The organism is Stenotrophomonas sp. 59 (assembly GCF_030291095.1).
Lineage (GTDB): Bacteria > Pseudomonadota > Gammaproteobacteria > Xanthomonadales > Xanthomonadaceae > Stenotrophomonas > Stenotrophomonas maltophilia_Q.
In genome coordinates this window covers 1,719,672-1,735,958 of record NZ_CP127408.1, presented here as the reverse complement: position 1 = coordinate 1,735,958, position 16,287 = coordinate 1,719,672, and the positions used below count along the sequence as shown (strand labels likewise).

Annotated in this window: 17 protein-coding genes and 1 tRNA gene; 5 read left to right on the top strand and 13 right to left on the bottom strand. The window is 67.5% G+C overall.

Features of this window, described 5'->3' with window-relative positions; genetic code table 11:
• Nucleotides 1–74 precede the first annotated feature (74 nt).
• Nucleotides 75–734, top strand: a complete 660-nt coding sequence (eda, locus tag QP552_RS08060; RefSeq protein WP_049429315.1) for a bifunctional 4-hydroxy-2-oxoglutarate aldolase/2-dehydro-3-deoxy-phosphogluconate aldolase — start codon at nucleotides 75–77, stop codon at nucleotides 732–734.
• Nucleotides 735–1,026: 292 nt separating this feature from the next.
• Here the strand turns inward: eda and QP552_RS08055 are convergent, their stop codons facing one another.
• The 3 genes from QP552_RS08055 to ispG all read right to left on the bottom strand — a co-directional run bounded on the left by QP552_RS08055 (nucleotide 1,027) and on the right by ispG (nucleotide 3,870).
• Nucleotides 1,027–1,674, bottom strand: a complete 648-nt coding sequence (locus tag QP552_RS08055; protein WP_005409067.1) for a response regulator — start codon at nucleotides 1,672–1,674, stop codon at nucleotides 1,027–1,029.
• 200 nt (nucleotides 1,675–1,874) lie between these two features.
• A complete protein-coding gene (locus QP552_RS08050; protein ID WP_106550781.1) occupies nucleotides 1,875–2,624 on the bottom strand; it encodes a phosphatase PAP2 family protein in 750 nt (249 codons plus the stop codon).
• Nucleotides 2,605–3,870 carry a flavodoxin-dependent (E)-4-hydroxy-3-methylbut-2-enyl-diphosphate synthase gene (ispG, locus tag QP552_RS08045; protein WP_286075510.1) on the bottom strand — a complete coding sequence of 422 codons (1,266 nt, stop codon included), beginning with the start codon at nucleotides 3,868–3,870 and terminating at the stop codon, nucleotides 2,605–2,607. The genes QP552_RS08050 and ispG overlap by 20 nt, the downstream gene beginning before the upstream one ends.
• Before the next feature lie 114 nt (nucleotides 3,871–3,984).
• Here ispG and QP552_RS08040 point away from each other — a divergent pair, with 114 nt between their 5' ends.
• Together QP552_RS08040 and QP552_RS08035 are read left to right on the top strand one after the other, a co-directional pair.
• Nucleotides 3,985–5,211, top strand: coding sequence for an ATP-binding protein (locus QP552_RS08040; RefSeq protein WP_111113864.1), 1,227 nt, complete (start codon nucleotides 3,985–3,987; stop codon nucleotides 5,209–5,211).
• Nucleotides 5,208–5,771 (top strand): response regulator transcription factor, encoded by a 564-nt coding sequence (locus tag QP552_RS08035; protein ID WP_005409063.1) that lies wholly within the window; start codon nucleotides 5,208–5,210, stop codon nucleotides 5,769–5,771. Before QP552_RS08040 ends, QP552_RS08035 begins: the two co-directional genes overlap by 4 nt.
• Before the next feature lie 102 nt (nucleotides 5,772–5,873).
• On the opposite strand, the gene pgi is transcribed toward QP552_RS08035, so the two are convergent.
• The 7 genes from pgi to pcnB form a co-directional block, all read right to left on the bottom strand.
• Nucleotides 5,874–7,388, bottom strand: coding sequence for a glucose-6-phosphate isomerase (gene pgi, locus QP552_RS08030; RefSeq protein ID WP_286075509.1), 1,515 nt, complete (start codon nucleotides 7,386–7,388; stop codon nucleotides 5,874–5,876).
• Entirely contained in the window at nucleotides 7,385–7,765 is a 381-nt protein-coding gene (gene panD, locus QP552_RS08025) for an aspartate 1-decarboxylase (RefSeq protein ID WP_286075507.1), read from the bottom strand. The genes pgi and panD overlap by 4 nt, the downstream gene beginning before the upstream one ends.
• Nucleotides 7,766–7,852: 87 nt before the next feature.
• Nucleotides 7,853–8,350 carry a hypothetical protein gene (locus QP552_RS08020; RefSeq protein WP_099472945.1) on the bottom strand — a complete coding sequence of 166 codons (498 nt, stop codon included), beginning with the start codon at nucleotides 8,348–8,350 and terminating at the stop codon, nucleotides 7,853–7,855.
• Between the two features lie 66 nt (nucleotides 8,351–8,416).
• Nucleotides 8,417–9,256, bottom strand: a complete 840-nt coding sequence (gene panC, locus QP552_RS08015) for a pantoate--beta-alanine ligase (protein ID WP_106550776.1) — start codon at nucleotides 9,254–9,256, stop codon at nucleotides 8,417–8,419.
• Entirely contained in the window at nucleotides 9,253–10,068 is an 816-nt protein-coding gene (gene panB, locus QP552_RS08010; protein ID WP_061480290.1) for a 3-methyl-2-oxobutanoate hydroxymethyltransferase, read from the bottom strand. Before panB ends, panC begins: the two co-directional genes overlap by 4 nt.
• Before the next feature lie 34 nt (nucleotides 10,069–10,102).
• Nucleotides 10,103–10,588 carry a 2-amino-4-hydroxy-6-hydroxymethyldihydropteridine diphosphokinase gene (gene folK / locus QP552_RS08005; protein WP_286075505.1) on the bottom strand — a complete coding sequence of 162 codons (486 nt, stop codon included), beginning with the start codon at nucleotides 10,586–10,588 and terminating at the stop codon, nucleotides 10,103–10,105.
• Nucleotides 10,589–10,591: 3 nt separating this feature from the next.
• Complete coding sequence (gene pcnB, locus QP552_RS08000) at nucleotides 10,592–11,971, bottom strand: polynucleotide adenylyltransferase PcnB (protein WP_286075915.1); 1,380 nt, start codon at nucleotides 11,969–11,971, stop codon at nucleotides 10,592–10,594.
• Nucleotides 11,972–12,023: 52 nt separating this feature from the next.
• Between pcnB and QP552_RS07995 the strand changes: the two genes are divergently transcribed.
• Nucleotides 12,024–12,098: transfer RNA gene (locus tag QP552_RS07995), tRNA-Glu, on the top strand.
• A 537-nt stretch (nucleotides 12,099–12,635) separates the two neighbouring features.
• On the opposite strand, the gene QP552_RS07990 is transcribed toward QP552_RS07995, so the two are convergent.
• On the bottom strand, nucleotides 12,636–14,060 hold the full coding sequence (locus tag QP552_RS07990) for a sugar porter family MFS transporter (protein ID WP_286075504.1): 1,425 nt from the start codon (nucleotides 14,058–14,060) through the stop codon (nucleotides 12,636–12,638).
• A 193-nt stretch (nucleotides 14,061–14,253) separates the two neighbouring features.
• On the opposite strand from QP552_RS07990, the gene fdxA reads away from it, so the two are divergent.
• On the top strand, nucleotides 14,254–14,577 hold the full coding sequence (gene fdxA / locus QP552_RS07985; protein ID WP_005409054.1) for a ferredoxin FdxA: 324 nt from the start codon (nucleotides 14,254–14,256) through the stop codon (nucleotides 14,575–14,577).
• A gap of 167 nt (nucleotides 14,578–14,744) precedes the next feature.
• Here fdxA and QP552_RS07980 read toward each other — a convergent pair whose 3' ends face one another.
• Both QP552_RS07980 and dapA read right to left on the bottom strand, forming a co-directional pair.
• The gene (locus tag QP552_RS07980) at nucleotides 14,745–15,260 is read right to left on the bottom strand and encodes a hypothetical protein (RefSeq protein WP_005409053.1); all 516 of its coding nucleotides are present in this window, start codon (nucleotides 15,258–15,260) and stop codon (nucleotides 14,745–14,747) included.
• A gap of 32 nt (nucleotides 15,261–15,292) precedes the next feature.
• Entirely contained in the window at nucleotides 15,293–16,186 is an 894-nt protein-coding gene (gene dapA / locus QP552_RS07975) for a 4-hydroxy-tetrahydrodipicolinate synthase (protein WP_049430670.1), read from the bottom strand.
• Nucleotides 16,187–16,287 lie beyond the last annotated feature (101 nt).

The window sequence follows — 16,287 nt, the reverse complement described above, 5'->3', positions numbered from 1 at the left end:
CAGTTTCCCGGCGCCCTCGCGCCGCGAAGTGATCATTGAAAATCAAATTCGAAAGCAAAGGCAGAAGCAGAGCTATGGGTATCGAACAACATCAGGTGAAGGCGGCGGAGCTGTTGCATGCGGCGGGCATCCTGCCGGTGGTGACGATTCATACGCTGGACCAGGCGCGGGCGGTCAGTGCGGCGCTGCTGGAAGGTGGTTTGCCGGCCATCGAGCTGACGCTGCGGACGCCGGTGGCGATGGAAGCGCTGGCGATGCTCAAGCGCGAGCTGCCCGATGTGGTAGTGGGCGCGGGCACGGTGCTGACCGTGGAGCAGATGCAGCAGTCCATCGACGCGGGTGCGGATTTCCTGGTGACCCCGGGTACGCCGCCGGCGCTGGCCGATGCACTGGCCGCTGCGCCGCTGCCGGTGGTGCCGGGTGCGGCCACGCCGACCGAGCTGCTGTCGCTCTACGCGCGCGGCTTCCGCGTGTGCAAGCTGTTCCCGGCCACGGCCGTGGGCGGGCTGGCAATGATCAAGGGCCTGGCCGGCCCGGTCGCCGACCTCAAGCTGTGCCCGACCGGTGGCATCACCGAAAACACCGCTGCCGAGTACCTTGAGCAGAAGAACGTGGTCTGCATCGGTGGTTCGTGGATGGTGCCGGGCAACTGGATCGCCGACGGCGAATGGGACAAGGTGCGCGCCAGCGCCGCCGACGCCGCGAAGATCATCAAGCGCGTCCGCGGCCACTGACAAGAGGATCGGGGTCAGAGCCCTTTCCGTCGGGAAAGGGATCCGACCCCAAGCTACGAGCGCGCGCAGCGCGCGACCGGCCCCTGCTCTTCCTTCTTCATTCCGCGGTGAATGCCCGGGAAACTGTCCAAGGTCGGGCGGGTTGGGTTCGCGGGGGTGTGAGCCGCATGGATGCGGCGACCAAGCCCCCAGGGATGGGTTCACGGCGTCCCCCGCGAACCCAACCCGCCCGACCAAGCCGCCGATGTCAGCGGCAATACACCGCGAGGGGCTCAGCCGTTGGCCGAATCCCTTACAACGGCCGTGCCGGATCCACCAGCCCGTACTGGCTGGCCATCCGCGCCAACGCGATGTTGTCGTGGATCCCCATCTTCTCGAACAACCGCGCCTTGTGCGTATTCACCGTCTTCGCACTCAGGCTCAGGCGCCGCGCGATATCTTCCTGGCGCAGGCCCTGGGTCAGCAGCAGCGCCACCTCAAGCTCGCGCGGCGACAGGTTGTCGAACGGCGAACCATTGCCTTCCACCGTCGACAGCGCCAGATTCTGCGCGATGCTGGTGCCCAGGTAGCGACGACCGGCCGCCACATCACGCACCGCACGCAGCAGTTCCTGCGCATCGCAGCCCTTGCCGATGTAACCGGCCGCGCCGGCTTCGAGCAGGCGCTTGGGCAGCGGGCCGTCTTCCAGTACCGACACGATCACCACGCGGGTATTGCGGTGACTGCGGACGATGCGCTCGGTCACTTCCATGCCGCTCACGCCCGGCAGATGCAGGTCGCACAGCACCACGTCCGGCAACAGCTGGCGGACCTCGCGCAGTGCGTCCTCACCGGTCTCGGCTTCGCCCACCACCTCGATGTCGGTTTCCCCCGACAGAATCATCTTCATACCGGTGCGGACCAGTGCGTGGTCATCCACCAGGTAGACTCGAATCGTCATTCACGTACCTCTTCGAATGCGGCCATTGCAGGTCAAGCTAGGCAGGGTGCCGATACCCTGCAAGCGCGTCCGGAATGCGGCGCCGGCGATCTGCCTTGCGCATCACATAACCGCGCGTTGTGCTTGCCCCCTGTCTTGCAGAACCTGCTGCAACGAAACAACTGATCTATCACGTAGACGTCCCTCAAGGGCCATCCACGTCAAACCCCCTGTGGTGGTGCTTCGCTGGCCTTCGCTGGCGGCGGGCCGTGACGTCGCCAAGGGTGCCGGCGACTGAACATGACCAGATAGCACCCTACCACCCAAACCAGCGCGGCACACCATCCGGCCAGGATGTCGGAGGGGTAATGCACCCCCAGGTAGACCCGCGACACGCTGACCAGCAGGCTGAACGCGGGTGCCAGCATCAGGACCGGCCAGCGCCAGCGGGTGTTCCAGGCCAGCAGCACCAGCGTCACCGCCAGGGTCATCGAGCCCATCGCGTGCCCGCTGGGGAAGCTGAACGTCGATTCCGGCGCAATCGATTCCCACAGGCTGGGGCGCTGGCGCTGGAAGAACTGCTTGCTGCCCATGTTCAGCAGCGCCGAGCCCACGAAGCTGACCGCGACGAAGGTCGCCTCGCGCCAGCGCCGGTAGCCCAGCAGCGCGCCGATGATCAGCACGTCGGCCGGGATCAGGAACCACTCGTAGCCCAGTTTCGAGATGAGCACGAAGAAACGGTCCAGCCACGGCGAATGCAGGCCATGCATCTGCCACAGCAGGGGCGCGTCGAAATGGAACGATTCAAACTCGTGCACTTCGTCCGCCAGGGCAACAAAGCCTGCCAACGGCAGCAGTACGCCACCGAACAACAGGACCAGGCGCCAGGCGTTGCGCGCCATCCAGTGGCGGAAGCCGGAGGCGGACTCCGGTGCGGCGAGGATCGCAGGCTTATCCGGCGCTTCGGACATATTTGTGTTCGACGTAATCGTCGATCAGGGCGACGAACTCCTGGGCGATGTTGTCGCCGCGCAGGGTCACCTTTTTCTCGCCATCGACGAATACCGGTGCCGCAGGCGTCTCACCCGTGCCCGGCAGCGAGATGCCAATGTTGGCGTGACGCGACTCGCCCGGCCCGTTGACGATGCAGCCCATCACCGCCAGGGTCATGTTTTCCGCACCCGGGTGGTGGATCTTCCACAGCGGCATCTTCTCGCGCACGTGGTTCTGCACCACCTTGGCCAGCTCCTGGAAGAACTCGGAGGTGGTGCGGCCGCAACCTGGGCAGGCCGTGACCAGCGGCGTGAAGGCACGCTGGCCGGTGGTCTGCAGCAGCTCCTGGGCGACGATCACTTCCTGCGTGCGCGACTGGCCCGGTTCCGGGGTCAGCGAGATGCGGATGGTGTCACCGATGCCTTCCTGCAGCAGCACGCTCAGCGCCGCGGACGATGCCACGATGCCCTTGCTGCCGATACCCGCTTCGGTCAGGCCCAGATGCAGGGCGAAGTCGGAGCGCTGGGCCAGGTCGCGGTACACCGCGATCAGCTCCTGCACGCCACTGACCTTGGCCGACAGCACGATGCGATCGCGCGGCAGGCCCAGCTCCACTGCCTGTTCGGCAGAATCCAGCGCCGAGCGGATCAGCGCCTCGCGCAGCACGCGGCCGGCGTCCCAGGGCTGTTCGCGCAGGTTGTTCTCGTCCATCAGCTTCGCCGCCAGGGCCTGGTCCAGCGAGCCCCAGTTGGCGCCGATGCGCACCGGCTTGTTGTAGCGGATCGCGAACTCGATCAGCTGGGCGAACTGCAGATCCTTCTTCTTGCCGAAACCGACATTGCCCGGGTTGATCCGGTACTTGGCCAGTGCTTCGGCACACGCCGGTTCGGCGGTCAGCAGCTGGTGGCCGTTGTAGTGGAAATCGCCGATCAGGGGCACGTCAATGCCCATCATCGCCAGCTTCTCGACGATGCGCGGAATGGCGGCGGCAGCCTCAACGGTGTTGACGGTCAACCGCACCATCTCCGAACCGGCACGCCACAGATCGGCCACCTGCTTCACGCTGGAAGCGACGTCGGAGGTGTCGGTATTGGTCATCGACTGCACCGCCACCGGCTTGCCCCCGCCCACGGTGACCCCGCCGATCTGGACGGCATGGGTCTGGCGGCGCGGCCAGGCAGTGGCATCGGAGGGCGGAGTCGGGCGGGTGACGGCGTCGTGCATGGGCGCATTCTACCGCCCGGCCCTGCATTCGGGGTGACTCGCATTCAGCCGGCGGCACGGCTGCGGCCGATTGTCGCAGGCACGTGCACGCGTGAACGCATACGATGAGCGTGCATGACCGGTCCCGACGCCCCGTTTCTCCGTACCCTGTGCAGCCTGCGCTGGCTTGCCGTGGGCGGCCAGGCCGCCACCATCCTGGTCGCCACCTGGGTGCTGGGGCTGCCGTTGCCGCAGCTGCCGTTGTGGGCGGGCGTGGCGGTGCTGGCCCTGTTCAACGTCTATACCCAGCTGCGCCCGGAAGCGGCCGACACCGCGCCGCTGACCGCATTCGGCCACATCCTGGTGGACGTGATCATCCTGACCTGGATGGTCGGCTGGAGCGGCGGCATGGCCAATCCGTTCAGTTCGCTGTTCCTGATCCTGATCGCACTGGCCGCATTCGCCCTGCCCCTGCGCTGGGCGCTGGCGGTCGCGCTGGCCTGCCTGCTCGGCTATGCCAGCAGTGGCATCTTCGGCCAGTCCCTGCCGGACGGCTACTTCCGCGCGCAGGATCTCAACCGCTGGGGCGTGGTTGCCAATTTCCTGATTTCCGCTGCGGTGGTGCTGGCGTTCTCCACCCGCCTGGCATTGGCCCTGCGGGAGCGCGAACTGGAACTGTCGGCACTGCGCGAGCGCTTCGCCCGCAACGAAGGCATCGTCGCCCTGGCCACCCATGCCGCTTCAGTGGCGCATGAACTGAATACACCGCTGGCGACCATGACTCTGCTGGCCGACGATGTGGCCGAGCGCAGTGAAGAGCCGGAAGTGCGTGAGGACATGGAAACGCTGCGCGAGCTGCTGGTGCAGTGCCGCGAGCGCGTGCTGGCGCTGGCCGCACCGGCCTCGGCCGATGCGCCCGGACGCAGCCATTCCAGCGCCCAGCAGGTGCTGGAGCAATGGCGCCTGGTGCGTCCGACCATCGACCTGCACCGCAACGACGATGCGCCGCTGCGGTTGCCCCTCGACCCCGGCGTGGGCCACCTGCTGATGGTGCTGCTGAACAATGCCGCCGATGCCGGCGAACAGGCCGGCCGGCCGCGCGTGGACCTGGACCTGCGCATCGAAGGCGACGATCTGATCGGCGAAGTACGCGACTACGGCCACGGCTTCAACGCGCGCGCCGCAGTACTGCCGGGCAAGCTGTTCGGCAGCAGCAAGAGTGAAGGCATGGGGGTCGGCCTGGCCCTGTCCCATGCCACGATCGAACGCCTCGACGGCGAGATGTGGATGCGCCCGGCCCAAGGGGCCGGCAGCCGCGTCGGCTTCCGCCTGCCGCTGGCCCCACGCGAGGAAACCCCATGAGCGCCTCAACCCTCGGCCTGCTGGTCGACGACGACGAACTGTACCTGCGCACCCTGCAGCGCAGCCTGGCCCGCAAGGGGCTTGAAACCCAGACCGCGCAGGATGCCGCCAGCGCGCTGGCATTGGCCCGCCAGCATCCGCCTGCCTTCGCGTTGATCGACCTGAAGCTGGGCAGCGACTCCGGCCTGGCACTGATCCAGCCGTTGCGCGCCCTGCGCGCGGACATGCGGATCCTGCTGGTGACCGGCTACGCCAGCATCGCCACCGCGGTGGAAGCGATCAAGCTCGGGGCCGACGACTACCTGCCGAAGCCGGCCACGGTACCGATGATCCTGCGCGCCCTGGGCGAGGAGGATGACGGCCCGGCCGACGACGGCGAAATGGAAGTGCCCGATGCAATGACGCCGATCAGCCGACTGCAGTGGGAACACATCCAGCAGGCGATGCACGAGACCGGCGGCAATGTATCGGCGGCCGCACGCCTGCTCGGCATGCACCGGCGTTCGCTGCAGCGCAAGCTGGCCAAGCGGCCCAGCCCGGAACGCGACCCGAGCCGGTGACACGCCACGCCGTCCACCGGTAGTGCCGGCCGCTGGCCGGCAACCTCATGAACGGTGGACGCATCGCCGGAAGGCCGGCCAGCGGCCGGCACTACCAGGGCATCAGCGCTTGAGCTGCGTCAGGATCTCGCGGGTCATCGGATCGGCTACCGCCACATCCTCGCCCTGCAGCGCCGGCAGCAGGCCACTGGCCAGCTGCTTGCCAAGTTCGACACCGAACTGGTCGAAGGCGTTGATGTTCCAGATCACCGACTGCACGTACACGGCGTGTTCGTACATGGCGATCAACGCACCCAGCGCCTGTGGGGTCAGCGCGTCGAGCAGGATCAGCGTGCTCGGGCGGCCACCCGGATAATCGCGGTGCGGGTCGTCGCTGCTCTGGCCATTGGCCAGCGCTTCGGTCTGCGCCAGCAGGTTGGCCAGCAGCGCCTGGTGATTGATCGTGTACGGATCATCGTTGTGCACGCAGCCGATGAAATCCGCCGGCACGATGCTGGTGCCCTGGTGCAGCGCCTGGAAGAAGCTGTGCTGCACGTCGGTGCCTGCCCCGCCCCACCACACCGGCACGGTGTCGGTGGTGACCGGCTGGCCATCGCGCTGCACGCGCTTGCCCAGGCTTTCCATCACCAGCTGCTGCAGGTAGGCCGGCAGCAGCGCCAGGCGCTGGTCGTAGGTCATCACCGCATGCGTGGCATGGCCCAGCAGGTTGCGGTTCCAGATGTCGGTCAGGCCGTGCAGCACCGGCAGGTTGCGCTCCAGCGGCGCATCCAGTGCATGCGCATCCATCTGCGCGGCGCCTTCCAGCAGCTGTTCGAAACGCTCGAAACCGATGGCCAGCGCAATCGGGAAACCAACCGCCGACCACAGCGAATAACGGCCACCGACCCAATCCCACATCGGCAGCACGCGCTCGGCGGCGATGGCGAAGGCCTTGGCGGCACGCTCCGGATTGGCGCTGACCGCGTACAGGCGCTCGCTGCCACCCAGCCAGTCGTGCAGGATCTGGCCGTTGAGCAGGGTTTCCTGTGTGCCGAAGGTCTTGGAGATCAGGATGCCGGCGGTGCTGGAAGGATCCAGCGTGGCCAGCGTGCGCTGCATGGCGGCGCCGTCCACGTTCGACACGAAATGCACGCGCAGGCGCGCACCGCTGACCGGGCGCAGCGCATCGGCGACCAGGCGCGGGCCGAGATCGGAACCACCGATGCCGACGCTGACCACATCGGTCACGCCGCTGTCTTCCAGCGCGCGCACCAGCACGCCCATGCGCTGGCGGATGTCGCGCGCGGTGGCATAGGCCTCGGCCGCCACCGGCGCATCGACCACGTCGCCGCGCAGTGCGGTGTGCAGTGCGGCGCGACCTTCGGTCAGATTGACCTGCTCACCACGGAACAGGCGCGTGATGGCACCGCCGACATCACGTTCGGCGGCCAAAGCCAGCAATGCCTGCAACGCCGCGGCATCGTATTTCTGCCGGGCGAAGTTGACGTACAACGGACCGACCCGCAGCGCCAGGTCCTGCACGCGGCCGGGTTCGGCGGCGAGGAGGCTGGGGATGCTTGCGCCCTTCAGGCGCTGGGCGTGGGAATGCAGCGAGTCGAATCCGTTGTTCGTTGTCATGCGGCCTGGGTCGGGATCGTGTCGTTGGTGTGGGTGATCTGGTTCTTGCCATCAACGTACACCAGCTTCGGCTTGAAGCTGTCGGCTTCCTGCTCGGTCATGCTGGCGAACGCGGCGATGATGATGATGTCACCGACCTGCACGTGGCGCGCGGCGCCACCGTTGAGCGAGACAACGCCGCTGCCGGCTTCGGCACGGATGGCATAGGTCGAGAAGCGCGCACCGTTGGTCACGTCCCAGATGTGCACCTTCTCGAACTCGCGGATGCCGGTGGCAGCCAGCAGGTTGTCATCGATGGCGATCGAGCCTTCGTAGTTCAGCTCGGAATGGGTGACGGTGGCGCGGTGGATCTTGGTCTTGAGCAGGGACAGGTGCATGGGGGCGCTGCAACGGCAAAGGAAAGAGCGGATTCTAGCACCCGCTTGGCCATCGTCAGGGGTCCAAGGCAGGACGCTGAAGGCCGTTCAGGTGCCCTCGCCCGGCGGCATTGCCGGAGCGCGGCCGGAGGCACCCTCCAGCCACAGGCGGAACACCGCATGGAAGGCCAGCCCGGCAACCAGGCCGAAGCCACCCGCCGCCAGCACCATCAAGGCGTAGCTGATCACATCGAAGGTATCGACATAGCGCAGGCGGTGAAGCAGCGGGCCCTGGGTTTCACCCGGCCAGCCGCAGGTGGCCATCGCCAGCGCGCCAAGGCCAAAGCCGACCAGCACGAAACCGGCCCGGCGCAGGCGTCGCTGAGACTGCTGGATCAATGCCATCGGCAGCAGCACGGCAATCGCGTTGCAGGCTGCCAGCACGAACATCAGCCCACCCCCCGTGAGCGCAGGCATCGGCGTACGCCTGAATTCAAGCGCGAACAACAGGCCGCCAAACAGCTGGGCCGGCAACATGCCTGCCGCCAGCACCGCCAGGATCGAGGCCTGGGCGAGGCGGCCCGCATCAGTGTCCGGTTCTTTCATTTCCAGTCTCCCGTCCGTGGGATGGTGAGAGGCGCCCCGTGGGGGCGCCCAGGAGCCAGGTGCGGCTCAGAATTCCAGGTTGTCGATCAGGCGCGTCGTGCCCAGGCGCGCGGCGATCAGCGCCACGCGGCCGCCGCCATCGAAGGTCGGCTCAGCCAGCTCGGGCGTGCGCAGCACCGCGTAATCGACCTGGAAACCAGCCGCCTGCAGCGCGGCCGTGGCGTCGGCCTCGATCTGCGCCCGCGTGTACCCGGCCACGTAGCCTTCGCGCATGCCCAGCAGCGTGCGGTGGATGGTCGTCGCAACCGGGCGCTGTTCAGCGCTGAGGTACTGGTTGCGGGAACTCTTGGCCAGGCCGTCCTCGTCGCGCACGATCTCGGCGCCGACGATCTGGATGGGGAACGACAGCTCAGCCACCATCTGCCTGATCACGGCCAGCTGCTGGTAGTCCTTGCGGCCGAACACGGCCACATCCGGCTGCACCTGCAGGAACAGGCGGGCCACCACCGTGCAGACGCCATCGAAGTGGCCCGGGCGGCTGGCGCCTTCCAGCACCTCGCTCACGCCCGGCGTGTGCATCTGCGTGGTCTTGTCCACACCCAGCGGGTACATGGCCTCGACGCTGGGCAACCACACCGCGTCGCAGCCGACCTGCTCCAGCCCGGCCACGTCGGCCTCGGGCGTGCGCGGGTAGCGGTTGAAGTCTTCGTTCGGCCCGAACTGGGTCGGGTTGACGAAGATGCTCGCCACCACCCTGTCGGCGTACTGGCGGGCCAGGGTCACCAGCGAATGGTGGCCACCGTGCAGGTTGCCCATGGTCGGCACCAGCGCCACGCGCAGGCCCTCGCGCTTCCACTGGGCGATCTGCTCGCGCAGCGCGCCGAGCTCGTTGAAGGTCTGGATCATTGGGCGTAGGCGTGCTGTTCGTCGGGGAAGCTGCCGTCGCGAACGGCGTCGGCAAAGGCGCGGGTGGCTCCTGCCACCGAGCCGCCTTCGGCAAGGAAATCCTTGACGAACTTGGGGCGGCGATGGCCACTGTCCAGGCCGAGGAAATCGTGCAGCACCAGCACCTGGCCGTCGCACTGCGGGCCGGCACCGATGCCGATGGTCGGCACATCCACCGCCGCGGTCACTTCCGCAGCGACCGGGGTCGGCACGCATTCGAGCACCATGATGCTGGCGCCGGCGGCGGCCACCGCCCTGGCATCTTCCACCAGCTGGCGCGCGGCATCGCCACGGCCCTGGATCTTGAAGCCGCCCAGGCGCAATACCGACTGCGGGGTCAGGCCCAGATGCGCGCAGACCGGAATCTCGCGCTCGACCAGGTAGCGGATGATGTCGACCTTGAAGCCGGCACCTTCGATCTTGACCATCTCGGCACCGGCCTGCAGCAGCTGCAGCGAGGCATCCAGCGCGCGTTCCGGGGTGGCATCGGCACCGAACGGCAGGTCGGCCACCAGCAGCGCACGCTGCAGCACGCGGGCCACGGCGCGGGTGTGGTAGACCATGTCGGCCACGGTCACCGGCAGGGTCGAATCATGGCCCTGCACGACCATGCCCAGCGAATCGCCGATCAGGATCAGGTCGATACCATTGGCATCGAAGGTGCGGGCGAAGCCAGCGTCGTAGGCGGTCAACATGACCAGCTTCTGGCCGTTGCGCTTGGCCTCGGCCAGGGCGGGAACGGTCCAGGGCTTGCTGTCTGCGTGGGTGCTCATGTGCTGATAACCGGGGGAGATAACCCGGGCATTATCACCCTATCGGCGCAATCCCGCAGGCATCCACCCGCATCACTGCATCCCGCACGCGGCCATGCCCGGGAATGGCCAGATCCGGCGCGATTTCGGCCAGCGGCACCAACACGAAGGCACGCTCGTGCATGTAAGGGTGCGGTACCTGCAGGCCAGGCTGGTCGAGCACCTGCGCGCCATACAGCAGCAGGTCCAGGTCCAGCGCGCGCGGCCCCCAGTGCACCGCCGCATCACGCACGCGACCAAAGCGCTGCTCCAGCGCCAGCATCGCCTGCAGCAGTTCATCGGCCGCCAGTGACGTTTCGACCGCAACCACCGCGTTCACGAAAGGTGGCTGGTCTTCATTGCCCCAGGCCGGCGTTGCGTACAGGCGCGAGGCCTGCAGCACACGTGTCCCGGGCAGGCCGTCCAGCGCGGTGATCGCCGCGCCGACAGTCGTGGCCGCATCGCCGAGGTTGGCGCCGAGGCCGATCCACGCAGGCGTCATTGCTTACTCGCCAGCTGCACCGGCCGAGGCACCCGGACGGCGACGACGACGGCGCCGCTTGCGCGGTGCTCCGTTCTCGTCATCGCCCTCTTCGCTGTGCATCGCATCCAGCGACGATTCCAGCTCGCGGCCGGACTGGGCCTGTGCCTCACGCCAGAATTCAACATCGGCAGCGTGTTCGGCCGAGGCCACCTGGCGCAGGCTGAGGAAGTCGAACGCGGCGCGGAAGCGCGGGTGCGTGAGCGTACGGAATACGCGCTTGCGCTGGCGCGAGCCGAAGCGCGACTGCAGCAGCCAGATTTCCTGCATCGGCAGCGAGAAGCGGCGCGGCAATGCGATGGTGCTCAGCTGCTGCACGGTCACACGGTCGGCAGCACGACGCTGTGCCTCTTCCGGTGCCACGCCCTGCTTGAGCAGGGTCGCCTGCGCGCGGCAGAACGCCGGCCACAGCAGCAGCGCGAACAGGAACGCCGGCGAGACCGGCTCGTCGTTGGCCACGCGCGCATCGGTGTTGGCCAGGCCCTCGACCAGCATGCGGCGCAGCGCGCCGGTGCGGTTGGACTTCAGCGCCTTGGCACTTTCCGGGAACAGCACGTCGAGCAGGCCGTAACGCTCCAGGCCTTCGAAGCTGGCCACGCCGTGCCCGGACAGGAACAGCTTCAGCACTTCCTCGAACAGGCGTGCCGGCGCGGCTTCGTTGAGCAGGCCGGCCAGATGCGGGATCGGCGCGGCGGTGCCCTCTTCGATCTGGAAGCCGAGCTTGGCCGCCAGGCGCACGGCGCGCAGCATGCGCACCGGGTCTTCCTGGTAGCGCTGTACCGGGTCGCCGATGAGTTTCATCAGGCGCGCCTGCACATCTTCGAAGCCGCCGGTGTAGTCACGCACCGAGAAGTCCTCGATGGCGTAGTACAGGGCGTTGCAGGTGAAGTCGCGGCGGACGGCGTCGTCTTCGATGGTGCCGTACACGTTGTCGCGCACGAGCATGCCGTTTTCCATCTCGCGGTCGCCGCTGCCGTCATCGCTGTTGGCGCGGAAGGTGGCGACTTCGATGATCTCGCGGCCGAACACAACGTGGGCGAGGCGGAAGCGGCGGCCGATCAGGCGGCAGTTGCGGAACAGCTGCTTGACCTGTTCGGGCGTGGCGTCGGTGGCCACGTCGAAATCCTTGGGTTGGCCATTGACCAGCAGGTCGCGCACCGCGCCGCCGACAAGGTAGGCGCCGAAGCCGGCATCGCGCAGGCGATAAAGCACGCGCAGGGCGTTCGGGCTGATGTCCTTGCGGGAGATCGTGTGCTGGTCGCGCGGGATGACGCGCAGGCTGAACGGTGATGTAGCAGAGGAAATGATGTTGGCGCTTCCGGTTGAAGTTTCGGGATTGCCCAATGGCATCGAGGTGCATATACTAGCGCTCCTGCCTCGGCAGCGACACAGTTACGCTCCCTTCGTCTAGTGGTTAGGACGTGGCCCTCTCAAGGCTAAAACAGGGGTTCGAGTCCCCTAGGGAGCGCCAGTCGCCGCAGCAGGAACCGAAAAAGCCCGCCTTGTGCGGGCTTTTCTGTTTTCCGGGGCTTGCAATGGCATCGGTCGGCTTGGCCGCAGTAGCGCCTCCCTGTCCCTGCGCGGGAGGGGGCGGGTCACCCTTGCCTGGACACGCAAAAGCCCATCCATGGTGCTCGATGGCGCCTTGCTCGCGTGCGCTGTCCTGCGCACTCGGCAAGACCAGGGTTGGGCTCCTGCCCAACCCGTCGGGCGCATGCGCCCGACCCATGGCGCCAACGGTCCAGTCAAGGGTGACCCGCCCCCTCCTGACAGTTTCCCGCGACGGCGGCACGAACAGCCTCGCTCCTCCGCAGTCAATTCAATCCCGACGCGCACACCTGCGTCCGCCACCCGCAATGTATCGAGAGGCGACAGGCCAGCCGATCCAGGACCGTTGGCGCCATGGATGGCGCCATCGAGCCCCCATGGATGGGTTTACGGCGTGTCCTGGATCGGCTGGCCTGCCGCCTCCCCTCGTAACAGGGAGGCGCTGAAAAGGTGAGCAACGTCAGCCTTCCATCTGCTCCAGCTCCTTGCCCTTGGTCTCGCGCACGTAGCGGACCACGAAGACGATCGAGAGGATGGCCGCCACCGTATAGATGCCGTAGGCGCCGGCCAGGCCGATGCCGGCCAGCAGCATCGGGAAGGTCACGGTGATCGCGAAGTTCGACGTCCACTGCGCCGCGCCGGCCACCGCCAGCGCCGGGCCGCGGATCTGGTTCGGGAACATCTCGCCCAGCATCACCCACATCACCGGGCCCCAGGACATGTTGAAGAACACCACGTAGACATTGGCCGCGACCAGCGCCAGCCGGCCCATGCCGTCGGACAGCTGCAGGCGACCGTCGGCCAGGCTGCCGCTGGCGAAGGCCACCACCATCAGCACCAGCGCCACCGACATGCCGACCGAGCCGATCCACAGCAGCGGCTTGCGCCCGATGCGGTCGATCAGCAACACCGTCAGCAGGCAGGCGCCGATGCTCAGCGCACCGGACAGCACATTGATCAGCAGTGCGTCGCTTTCCGAGAAGCCGACCGCCTGCCACAGCACCGCGCCGTAGTAGAACACCACGTTGATGCCGACCAGCTGCTGGAACATCGCCAGGCCGATGCCGACCCAGAGGATCGGGCGCAGCTTGCCGGTGACCTTGTCGCGCAGGTCGGCGAAGCGCGGCTTGTGCTGGTCCTGGGCCAGGCTGGCCTCGATCTCGGCCAGCTTGGTCGCGGCCGTGCCCTCACCATACAGGCGCGACAGCACCGCCCTCGCCTGCTCCGGGCGCCCCTTCACGACCAGGAAGCGCGGACTTTCGGGAATCACCAGCAAAAGCAGCAGGAACAGCCCCGAGGGCAGCGCCTGCATCCAGAACATCCAGCGCCAGGCCTCCTGGCCCAGCCACAACGGCTCGGTCGAGGCCCCGGCGGCACGGGCCAGCAGGTAGTTGCTGAGGAACGCCGCGAACAGGCCGCAGATGATCGCCATCTGCTGCACGGTGGCCAGACGCCCGCGATAGCGCGCCGAGGCCACTTCCGCGATGTAGGCCGGCGACATCACGCTGGCCGCCCCCACCGCGAAGCCGCCCAGCACGCGTGCAGCAATGAACAGCCAGGAGGCGTGGGCAGCACCGGCGCCCAGCGCCGACACCAGGAACATCAGTGCCGACACGATCAGCACGCCACGACGGCCCAGACGATCCCCCAGCCAACCGGCCAGGAAGGCACCGATCGCGCACCCCAGCAGCATCGAAGCGACTTCGAAACCGAGCGCCGCCTCGCTGGAGTTGAAGGCCTGGCGAAGTCCGTCGACCGTGCCATTGATGACACCACTGTCGAAGCCGAACAGGAATCCACCGAGGGTGGCCACGCAGCTGATCAGGACGATGAATGCAGTGTTCTCACCGCCGTGGGGCGCGGTGCCGGGCTGGGCTTGGGACATGGACGATCCTGCTGGGAAGGGAATCCGGCCACGATGGGTGACCGATCGCCCCGCAGCGTCGCACAGGCCCTGCCCTGCCGCCAATGACCACCACGGCCGCGCCTGCCAGACGCCCGATTTCCGCCCTGCGCCGACACCGAAGGCCAACCTGTTCTAGAATTGGCGGGTTCAGGAATCGATCCACCCCCAGCCCATGCCCTTTGTCGTCACCGAAAACTGCATCAAGTGCAAACACACCGATTGCGTGGAAGTGTGCCCCGTGGATTGCTTCCACGAAGGCCCGAACTTCCTGGTGATCGACCCGGATGAGTGCATCGACTGCACCCTCTGCGAGCCGGAGTGCCCGGTCAATGCGATCTTCCCGGAGGACGATGTCCCCGCCGGCCAGGAAGGCTTCGTCGCCCTCAACGCCGAACTGGCGAAAGAGTGGCCGGTGCTGACCGTGCGCAAGGACCCGCCGGCCGACGCCGGCGAATGGGATGGCAAGCCGGACAAGCTGAAGCTGCTGGAGCGCTGAGGCGCCAGCAACGGCAACGAAAAAGGGCGCCATCGGCGCCCTTTTCCATTTCCGGTAGCGCCGGGCCATGCCCGGCGGATCCTGGGCCGCGCTTCACGCTCGCCGGGCATGGCCCGGCGCTACCCAAGGCAGGTGCGGACCAAGGCCCACACCCAGCCAGCTGGCCCTTACTGCGCCAGCTTCGCCTTCAGCGCGGCGATCAGCTTCACCGGCGCTTCGGCGGTGGCCGGCAGGCCACGCGGGTCGACCGCGGAGATGTAGGCGCCGGCATCGACGGCGACCACGCGGACCAGGAAGTTGCTGCCTTCGTAGGCCACGTCGTACGAGCCGAGCAGCTGGGCGCGGCTGGCGATGGTCACGCCCTCCACGCCTTCCAGCGCGGTACCGACCTTGGCGAAGGCCTCATCCTTGCCACCGGCAATGGTGAAACCGGTGTTGCCAACGGCCGGAGCCGCGGCCGCCGGTGCTGCCGGCTTGGTGGCCGAAACCAGCGCCGGCACCTTGTTGTCACCGGTCGTGGCCGGCAGGTTCAGGTCCGGCGGCACTTCCAGCGGGCGCATTTCCGGGGCCAGGGCGTAGTCGCCCTTGACGCCACGCTTGAAGCAACCGGTGGTGCCGGCCGCAACAGCTACAGCAAGCAGGGCGTAGGACAGCACGCGGACAGTGGAAACGGATTGACGCATGTGAATCTCCTGGGTCAGACCAAGACGAAAGGTCAGTGGCTGGAAAGGGCTTCGAGGGCGGCGATGTCGCCGGCAAGATGGTCGGCAGCCGCATGGTGCGGCGCCGACAGCGGCAGCAGCGGCAGGCGCAGGTCGTGGCCGATGCCGATACGGCGCAGCAGCGCCTTGACCGGAATCGGGTTCGGCTCGACACCGCAGAAGTCATGGAACGGCTGCAGGCGCGCGTCCCAGGACCCGGTGGCTTCATGGTCGTGGGCGGCGGCCAGCTCGCACATCCGGCGGTAGGCGCCCGGAAGCACGTTGGAACCGACCGAGATCAAGCCATCGACGCCGGCCTGGATCGACCGGGCCGCCGTGCCGTCGTCACCGCTGAGCACGGCGAACTGCGGGCTGCGCAGGGCCAGCAGCGCCTGCACCCGGCCGGTGTCGCCCACCGCCTCCTTGATGCCGACGATGTTGGGATGGCTGGCCAGTTCGGCCACGGTCTCCGGCTGCATGTCGCAACCGGTACGGCCGGGCACGTTGTACAGCACGACCGGCAACCCACCCTGGTCGGCCACTGCGCGGTAGTGCGCGATCAGGCCGGCCTGGGTCGGCCGCACGTACGGCGGGGTCACCACCAGCGCGTGGCTGGCACCGAGTGCAGCGGCGCGGCGGGTCTGTTCGATGGTTTTGGCGGTGCCCGACAGGCCGGTACCGGCGATGACCGGAATGCGGCCGCCGATGCGCTCGACCGCGCTGGCAAGCAGCAGGTCGTACTCGGCATCGGTGAGGGTGGCCGCTTCGCCGGTCGAGCCGGCAACGACAACGCCGTGGACGCGACCTTCCAGTTGCAGGTGCAGCAGGCGCTGCCAACCGTCGGGATCGAGGGCGCCGTCGGCCCGGAACGGGGTCGCCAGCGCGGTGATGAGGCCGGAAAGGGACAAGGACGTGCTGCTCTTGGCTGGAAAGGGAAAACGCCCGCCACGAAAGGCCGGGGGCGACCTGAATGTTACTTGCGGCGCGAAAGCACGGGCAAGTATGCTGG

Bases quoted from the DNA above. Each gene is read 5' to 3' on its own strand.
- QP552_RS08020 (WP_099472945.1), bottom strand. From the start codon at position 8,350: ATGAAAGAACCGGACACTGATGCGGGCCGCCTCGCCCAGGCCTCGATC.
- panD (WP_286075507.1), bottom strand. From the start codon at position 7,765: ATGCACCTGTCCCTGCTCAAGACCAAGATCCACCGCGCCACCGTCACC.
- QP552_RS08055 (WP_005409067.1), bottom strand. From the start codon at position 1,674: ATGACGATTCGAGTCTACCTGGTGGATGACCACGCACTGGTCCGCACC.
- QP552_RS08050 (WP_106550781.1), bottom strand. From the start codon at position 2,624: ATGTCCGAAGCGCCGGATAAGCCTGCGATCCTCGCCGCACCGGAGTCC.
- panB (WP_061480290.1), bottom strand. From the start codon at position 10,068: ATGAGCACCCACGCAGACAGCAAGCCCTGGACCGTTCCCGCCCTGGCC.
- QP552_RS07980 (WP_005409053.1), bottom strand. From the start codon at position 15,260: ATGCGTCAATCCGTTTCCACTGTCCGCGTGCTGTCCTACGCCCTGCTT.
- ispG (WP_286075510.1), bottom strand. From the start codon at position 3,870: ATGCACGACGCCGTCACCCGCCCGACTCCGCCCTCCGATGCCACTGCC.
- pgi (WP_286075509.1), bottom strand. From the start codon at position 7,388: ATGACAACGAACAACGGATTCGACTCGCTGCATTCCCACGCCCAGCGC.
- eda (WP_049429315.1), top strand. From the start codon at position 75: ATGGGTATCGAACAACATCAGGTGAAGGCGGCGGAGCTGTTGCATGCG.
- panC (WP_106550776.1), bottom strand. From the start codon at position 9,256: ATGATCCAGACCTTCAACGAGCTCGGCGCGCTGCGCGAGCAGATCGCC.
- folK (WP_286075505.1), bottom strand. From the start codon at position 10,588: ATGACGCCTGCGTGGATCGGCCTCGGCGCCAACCTCGGCGATGCGGCC.
- QP552_RS08035 (WP_005409063.1), top strand. From the start codon at position 5,208: ATGAGCGCCTCAACCCTCGGCCTGCTGGTCGACGACGACGAACTGTAC.
- QP552_RS08040 (WP_111113864.1), top strand. From the start codon at position 3,985: ATGACCGGTCCCGACGCCCCGTTTCTCCGTACCCTGTGCAGCCTGCGC.
- fdxA (WP_005409054.1), top strand. From the start codon at position 14,254: ATGCCCTTTGTCGTCACCGAAAACTGCATCAAGTGCAAACACACCGAT.
- QP552_RS07990 (WP_286075504.1), bottom strand. From the start codon at position 14,060: ATGTCCCAAGCCCAGCCCGGCACCGCGCCCCACGGCGGTGAGAACACT.